5 protein-coding genes and 1 tRNA gene are annotated in these 7,392 nt (G+C 42.5%); 2 read left to right on the top strand and 4 right to left on the bottom strand.

The window, feature by feature from the left end:
- Positions 1 to 89: 89 nt before the first annotated feature.
- Together Q0C76_RS06105 and mprF are read right to left on the bottom strand one after the other, a co-directional pair.
- Positions 90 to 1,445 (bottom strand): ClC family H(+)/Cl(-) exchange transporter, encoded by a 1,356-nt coding sequence (locus Q0C76_RS06105; RefSeq protein ID WP_295730990.1) that lies wholly within the window; start codon positions 1,443 to 1,445, stop codon positions 90 to 92.
- A 30-nt stretch (positions 1,446 to 1,475) separates the two neighbouring features.
- On the bottom strand, positions 1,476 to 4,061 hold the full coding sequence (gene mprF / locus Q0C76_RS06100; protein WP_295730987.1) for a bifunctional lysylphosphatidylglycerol flippase/synthetase MprF: 2,586 nt from the start codon (positions 4,059 to 4,061) through the stop codon (positions 1,476 to 1,478).
- Between the two features lie 155 nt (positions 4,062 to 4,216).
- Here mprF and Q0C76_RS06095 point away from each other — a divergent pair.
- Both Q0C76_RS06095 and Q0C76_RS06090 read left to right on the top strand, forming a co-directional pair.
- Positions 4,217 to 4,291 (top strand) — tRNA-Asp (locus tag Q0C76_RS06095).
- 52 nt (positions 4,292 to 4,343) lie between these two features.
- Positions 4,344 to 5,234, top strand: coding sequence for an RluA family pseudouridine synthase (locus tag Q0C76_RS06090; RefSeq protein ID WP_295730984.1), 891 nt, complete (start codon positions 4,344 to 4,346; stop codon positions 5,232 to 5,234).
- Positions 5,235 to 5,290: 56 nt separating this feature from the next.
- Here the strand turns inward: Q0C76_RS06090 and Q0C76_RS06085 are convergent, their stop codons facing one another.
- Together Q0C76_RS06085 and Q0C76_RS06080 are read right to left on the bottom strand one after the other, a co-directional pair.
- Positions 5,291 to 5,884, bottom strand: a complete 594-nt coding sequence (locus Q0C76_RS06085) for a DUF4811 domain-containing protein (RefSeq protein WP_295730981.1) — start codon at positions 5,882 to 5,884, stop codon at positions 5,291 to 5,293.
- Positions 5,884 to 7,365 carry an MDR family MFS transporter gene (locus Q0C76_RS06080; protein ID WP_295730977.1) on the bottom strand — a complete coding sequence of 494 codons (1,482 nt, stop codon included), beginning with the start codon at positions 7,363 to 7,365 and terminating at the stop codon, positions 5,884 to 5,886. Before Q0C76_RS06080 ends, Q0C76_RS06085 begins: the two co-directional genes overlap by 1 nt.
- Positions 7,366 to 7,392 lie beyond the last annotated feature (27 nt).

Raw genomic sequence — 7,392 nt, 5'->3', positions numbered from 1 at the left:
AAAAGAAGAACCGTTCGGAATTTTGAGAATTCCGAACGGTTCATTTATTATAAAGGACTTATGTCACAGCCCCTTTTGGCTAACTTTCCTTAATGAGAATGAACAGCCGAAACTGGACCAAACATTTCTTCACGGAGGGCACCATAAATTGGTTTACCACCAAGGAGATCATTAACAATATACGCAATAAACGTCATTAATGTAATGGGGAGGACTTGATCGACTGAACCAATCATTTCGGTTAATAACATAACGGCAGTGAAGGGGGCTCCTTCAATTGCCCCAAAGTAAGCGGACATTGTCGCAACGACGATGTTGATAAAGGCTTGCTCTGGGATGGCCTTGAATTGAATGAGTAACGCAGCAATAATACTGCCCAGGATTGCTCCTAAGACGAGGATGGGCATGAAAATACCGCCGGGCACGGTTGCTCCATAACTAATCATTGATAAGGCAAACCGAATTACAAAGAATAAAATTAGTAGCCAAATCAATTTTGATAAATTTTGTAGATATGCTGGATTAACTCCCATTTTGGCAATTTGGTTAATGAAGACGTGGCTACCACCAAGGATTTGCGGGTTCCAGAGACCGACTGGAATGATGAGGACCAGCGGAATAATGCTATGGTATTGACTAGGTAATTTAGGAACCTTGCTATACCACCAACGGAGATTTAACAAACAGTATTGGTAAAAATAAGCTAATCCCCCAATAACAATCCCAAATAATGCAACATAGAGGTATGAGCTGGGTGGGAGGTTAATGGTAATTGGCAAATACAGACAAGGTTTAGTACCGAAAAATAAAATAGTGACAGCATCGGAACAAATCGCGGCTGCCAAAGCCGTAATCCAGATTTCAGGTTGAAAACTAAAAATAATTTCTTCTAATAAGAACATTGCCCCGGCAATTGGTGCGCTAAAGGCCGCCGAAAGACCAGCCGCCACCCCACAAGACAACAGCGCGCGCGTTAGCTCTTGGCGATCTTTAAAGAGTTGTTCAGCCACCCCCTGGCCAATGGCCGCCCCCATCTGGATACAGGGGCCTTCGCGTCCGAGAAAGAGACCTGGACAAATGGCCAACAGTCCACCAACAAATTTACGCCATAAAATTTGCCACCAATTCATGGCATTTTGATTTTTGAGGATTGCCTCGATTTGTGGGACCCCGGAACCGACTAAGTTAGTTTGGTAGGGGTGCACAATTTTCCCAATTAATAGGGTGATTAAAATCATTAAAATAACATAGCCAATCACTAACCAGTAATTAGTTCGCATGATAGGATAAATTAATTGCAATCCCTGTAATGTTAAATCAATGATGCGACGAAAGAGGCTCACCACTAGACCGGTAATGAATCCAACCAAACACGCTTGTAAAATGAGACCAATAAAATGAGATTTGAATGGGGGATTTAAAACGTCCCGGGCTTTTTTAATCATAAGGCACCTCCAATGATGAATACGTTAGTTTTATTTCCACCATACGATCCAAGAGAAGCGACGTCGTGGTTCGTCAATTCGTTGATTAACCACACTCAACAACGCTAACATTGAATCAATGAGGGAAGATTTTTTACGGAAGACTGTATATTTTGGGAACCAACACGAAGCATACTTGTCCTTATAGTGACGGAGTCCCTGAAATCCATACAAATGGTATCCGTATTCATATATAAAGTGGGCGACTTTTTCTTCAATAAAGCTATATTGGGAAGCACCGACGTTCGATAGTGGTGCCATCCCTAAATCAAAGAATTCATACCCATTGTCTTGGCCATACTGGAACATAGAAACGAAAATTTTATCCATAATTCCGGAAGGTGCATCACGACGGTGGCGCATCAAATCGATAGTTAAAAGCTTTTTACTACCAGTTGGCATCAAGGTGGCAAACGCCACTAATTGTCCATTCGCCGAACGGACTAAAGCGACTGGCGCCTCGTTGATATACTGAGGAGAAAAGAAGCCTAAAGAGAAGCCCTTTTCCACTTCATTTCCCAACCAGTTATCCGAAACCACTTTTAGTTCCTGCATGAGTTGATCGGTGAATGGTGGTTGAACAATTTCAAACGTATACCCCTCACGATCAAACTTGTGCATCAAGGCCCGTTGCGAGCGTTGTTTTTTGCCAGCTAAGGTAAAGTCCGCAAGTTTCACCCAGCCGTCTTCACCGGTTTTGATAAAATCAAAGCCAAATTCATGAAGATCCAGAGTCGTGCTGCTGTTAACTTCATAGAAAACTAATTGATATCCATAACAATCGGCTTCGCGTAAAAACTGTCGAATTGCGGGAACTTTCATTGCCTGGTTACCAACTGGATCCCCCATAATAATTAACTTGTCGTTTTTTCGCCGGTACATGAAAAATAGTTGGTCATGGTGATCAGTAGTGTAATAATAAATGTTTTTATCACATAGCATTGCTAAATGGCTTGTTTCATTGCCGCCAAATTCTTTAATAATTGCGGTGACCCGCGGCTTATCTAATGGTTGCTGACCAGTAAATGGATCCTTGCCACCCATTAAGTAACGGAGAATGAGAAACATGATCACAAAGCCCAGAATTAGGCCCAGAAAACCGGATAACCAGATTTTTTCACCAGGAAAAAGGAGAAACTGCGGAATCGAGTGGTTAGCAGCGTAATGAGGAGTATTAATGATGCCAACAATAATGTAGAGAATTAAACTACCAACGAAAATAATACTATCGACGATGAACTTACCTGTTGAATACTGAAGCTTTTCGCGGTAGGGAACGTGGCGCATTAAAAAGACCAGAATAAGGATGATGAACAGAAAAATTGTTAACGATACTGTACCGAGATTAATAATCGTATTGGTAATACCAATCACAAGAACGATGACTGTCGGCCAATAAGCACGTTTGACTTTCGATTCCAGTCCACGAGCACAGGCTAACATTGCAATGGCAAAGATAATTGTGGTTAATTGGTGGAGGAAGAAGAAAGTAAACGGGTAGAAACGTTGGAGTAAACGATTATTATCCGTTAGATCTGGAACCGAAGCCGCCAGCAACATTAAAATCCCAGAAATATACATAAAACAGGTGATGAGCCAATGAGCTGTTTGCCGAGCAATTGATAGTGGAATATGATCAAAGAATTCATCTAACTGGCTAAATAGGTGATGCACAAAGAAGATGGCTCCAATGATAATCGGGACAATATAATAGAAAACCCGGAATAAAAGAAGCCAGACGATCGTTGTGGCCCGTGGAACGCCTAAAACAGTTAATTCAAACATCATCATGACATCGAAAGAGCCAATGGCTCCAGGAAGCATGGAAACGACCCCTAACACTTGAGCCACCACATAGAGCGGGAAGACGGTCATTAGGTTGATATGGACGTCCATTAACCCACCAATGAGGATAAAAAAGAGCGCCACAAATAGCCATTCTAAGGTGGAACTGAACGTTAATAACGTTTTAATTTGAGGAGTTAATCCCTGAAAAAGTTTTGAGTCATGGCGGCGGGTAAAGAAAAAGACGATGGGAAAGTAGCAACCACCACCAATTAACCAGATGGTGTAACGATTAAAGTGCCCACCGTCATGAAAACCATACATGACAAATAAGGCTAGCCAACACAGAATGGATAAACCAGCAAGCAAGAATACGGCAATTTTGGCAATTGCCAGTAAAATCTCATTCCGGCTGGCTTTTTTACCATAAAAGTAGGCCCGTAACGTGGCGCCGAGTAAGCCGCCGAATCCGGCAATATTGGTTAATGTATTGGTGATCCAACCGCTACGAAAGATATAAAGTTTGCTGAAGTGGCCGGGTAGAAGTTTTGTAATGGCCAGGTCGTAGCCGAGCATTGGTAAAACAGCAATTAATCCACAGATCGTCATTATTAAAATGTTGGATACTGATTGATCCTGCAGGTCCACGCCGACCTGTGCCCAATGGACATCTTTGAAAAAATTACTTAAAGCAATCACAACGAAAACAATGACTGAAGCCACGAAGACGGTTTTAATTACTTTAGCGTATTTATTCCAGAGATTAACGATTTTCTGGAGTGCGTTTGACATAATGAAAGATACTCCTTATTTGTAATAAGTTTATAACCTTATAATAGATTAATCAGCAGGGAGATGCTAGTAACCCATAAGATAAACGGCAAGATTTTGAAAAAATGATTGACGGGGTTATGAAGATCACGTATACTACTAATTGTTGTAAAAATGGTCCGTTGGTCTAGTTGGTTTAGGACGCATCCCTGTCACGGATGAGATCACGAGTTCGAGTCTCGTACGGACCGCTAATCAAAAGCTGGGTTATCCCCAGCTTTTTTCGTATTCTAAGGAGTAATTATGGAAAATACTTGGCAATACCATGGCACGACACCAATAAAAATCAAACGTTATTTAAGTCAATTGGGGATGGGACATCGTCTCTTTAATGACATCAAAAACGGTGATGGTCAGTTGTTAGTCGATCATCGGTTGGTTCGCCCGACAACGCAAATCTTACCAAACCAAACGTTAACGATCCGTGTTCATCCTGAGACGCCAGATAGGGACGTGACAGCTAGTGAAAAACCAATCAAAACGGTTTTTGAAGATGCCAATTGGCTAGTGGTGAATAAGCCGGCAGGTCTTGCGTCAATTCCAGGTCCGACTGAACACCAGGATACGATTTTGAACCGCGTCAAGGGCTATCTCATCCAGCAACAGGATGAAAATCAGCGGCCACACTTAATTACCCGCCTGGATAAATATACGAGTGGACTGCTACTGGTGGCCAAACATCGGGTGGCCTCCAGTATGATTAGTCAGCAAGTTGAACACCATACCATGCAGAAGCGTTATCTTGCACTGGTGCAGGGGAAGGTTCAACCAAAACACGGGGTCGTTCAACAGCCAATTTTACGGGTAGCTGGTCAAGCAGCACGGGTAATTGATTCTGCTGGTCAGCCGGCAACTACAGAATATTGGGTTCAAGCTAGTAACGAGCAGTATAGTTTAGTTCAGTTGCAACTGCATAGTGGACGAACCCATCAAATTCGGGTGCATATGCAATCCCTGGGTCATCCGTTGGTTGGTGATCATCTTTATGGTGGCCCAACAGACTTAGTTACCCATCAAATCCTTCATGCTGACCAATTACGTTTTCGTGATCCGTTTACGGAACGAACATTACAGTTCACGGCACCAATGCCTGAAGAACAATTGATGATCTTAGAACAAATTAATTTAGCATAATCACAAAAAGAAGCGACTGCTGAAATTTTAGCAGTCGCTTCTTTTTATTCAGTAACTTAATTGGATTGCTGACGTAATTTTTGCATCATTGCTGCTTGTTCAGCAGGACTTTGCGTGGTTAATTGCTTTTTGAGCCGTTGAGCCTGTTTAACGGTTACCCGAAGATATCCCTTCGGGTAATAGAGCGTATTGGTTCGATGGACAAGTTTATTATTAATCCCTGATCCAATAAATAAGAATTTAGAGAATTGATTTTGGTAACGCCAGCGAGTTTCCGTTGTAACGAGGCGCGCCTGCTGTCCAGTAGTTGTTTTAGCGGTGCTGTAAGTTAGCTCGTTAGCCTCAGTGTGCTGACTTTGTTTTTGATGTGGTGTGGTTTTATAAATAAACACATTGTCTTGGCCAGAAGTACCAACTGGCTGGTATAAGTTAATGGGGAGCTTTGGCCCGGCCGCGGAGTAAATCACTTTTGAAGTGGTTGTGGTAACCTTCTTCATTCCCCAATGATGGGAATAATTAGCGGTCACTCCAGCAGTAGTGAGCATAAAGAGAATGGCAAACACTCCAGTACCGATTTTCCGCCCCTTTTTTAGAAACATTGAACATAGGTATAGCCCGACCGCGGAGGCAAAAGATAAGTAGATTAACATTAATCGATTCCCTCCTTACTGAGTGAAATTTCTTGAGCGCTTTTATCTTTTAAGAGGAAAGTGGCGAGAAACCCAATGAGCGAAAACGCTACGGCAAACCAGAAAGAAGCATGATACCCCTTTAAAGTAGCATCAATCATTGCTGACTTATATTGTAAAGGAGCAGCCGTTAGGAGGCGCTTGGCTGGTTCGGCATGTTGAGTAACGTTTGTTAAGACGGACATTAAAATGGCTGTCCCAACTGAGGTGGCCACTTGGCGCATCGTATTATTGACGGCCGTTCCATGGGCAATTAAGGAGAGGGGCAGGGCATTCATTCCAGAAGTTGTTACTGGCATCATGACCATCGAAATCCCAAACATCCGCACTCCGTATAAGATGATAATATCAATCGTAGGGGTATCACGGTTGACGAAGGCAAATGGTAACGTTCCAATCGTTAAGATAAACATCCCAGTAGTCGCAAGACGACGCGCCCCATACTTATCAAAGAGATTTCCGGTAATTGGACTCATTGCACCCATAAAGATGGCTCCAAATAGCAAGGTCAAACCAGACCGAAAGGCAGACATTCCGTGAACAATTTGTAAGTACATTGGAATAACAAGTTCGACTGCCACCATTGCCATCATCGTAATGGAACTTAAGAAGGTTGCCAGAGTAAATTCAAAGGTTTTAAAAACTCTAAAATCGAGGAACCGATTTTCGAGATGGTTTTGCCGGAGAACTAGGAGACCAACCAGGATAAAGCCAGCGATAATGGTGATTATGACTTCTGCATTGAGCCACCCCTTGTCACCAACGGTCGAAAAACCATATAACATGCTACCGAAGCCAAGCGTTGAAATAATTAATGAAGGTAAGTCAAGTTTTGGCTGACTAGTTTTAATCACGTTTTTTACTAAGAACGGAGCGAGGACAATGACAATGGCAACGATTGGGGTAATCATTGCAAAAAGATCCCGCCAGGAATAATTGTCAATGACCCAACCAGAAAGCGATGGGCCAATTGCCGGAGCAAGACCAATTACCAAGCCATTAATTCCCATGGCTGACCCGCGTCGTTCTGGAGGAAAGATGGTTAGCATGATGGTTTGCATGAGAGGCATCGTCACACCAACCCCAACTGCCTGGATTAACCGGGCAAGTAATAAAGTACCAAAATTTGGTGCTAACCAAGCAGTAATCGTTCCAATTTCAAAGATAATCATTGCGGAAGTATATAGTAACTTCGTGTTGAAGCGATTGCTGAGGTAAGCACTGACGGGGATCATAATTCCGTTAACCATTAAGAAACCAGTGGTTAACCATTGAACCGTCGAGGTGTTAACGTTAAAGGCCTTCATTAAAGCAGGAAAGGCAGTTGCTAAAATTGTTTGATTTAAAATGGTGCAAAATGAACCGATTAACAAGATGGCGACCATTAGTGTTCGATTGTATGGTTGGCCATTCACGTCAATGGTTTGTTTTTCATCATCCAATTAGAAAACCTTCTTTCATTTCAAGAT

This window comes from uncultured Limosilactobacillus sp., assembly GCF_934202705.1.
Lineage (GTDB): Bacteria > Bacillota > Bacilli > Lactobacillales > Lactobacillaceae > Limosilactobacillus.
Note: the sequence above shows the minus strand (reverse complement) of the source record. Positions and strands in the feature narration are given on the sequence as shown.

Bases quoted from the DNA above. Each gene is read 5' to 3' on its own strand.
- Q0C76_RS06085 (WP_295730981.1), bottom strand. From the start codon at position 5,884: ATGTTAATCTACTTATCTTTTGCCTCCGCGGTCGGGCTATACCTATGT.
- Q0C76_RS06090 (WP_295730984.1), top strand. From the start codon at position 4,344: ATGGAAAATACTTGGCAATACCATGGCACGACACCAATAAAAATCAAA.
- Q0C76_RS06105 (WP_295730990.1), bottom strand. From the start codon at position 1,445: ATGATTAAAAAAGCCCGGGACGTTTTAAATCCCCCATTCAAATCTCAT.
- mprF (WP_295730987.1), bottom strand. From the start codon at position 4,061: ATGTCAAACGCACTCCAGAAAATCGTTAATCTCTGGAATAAATACGCT.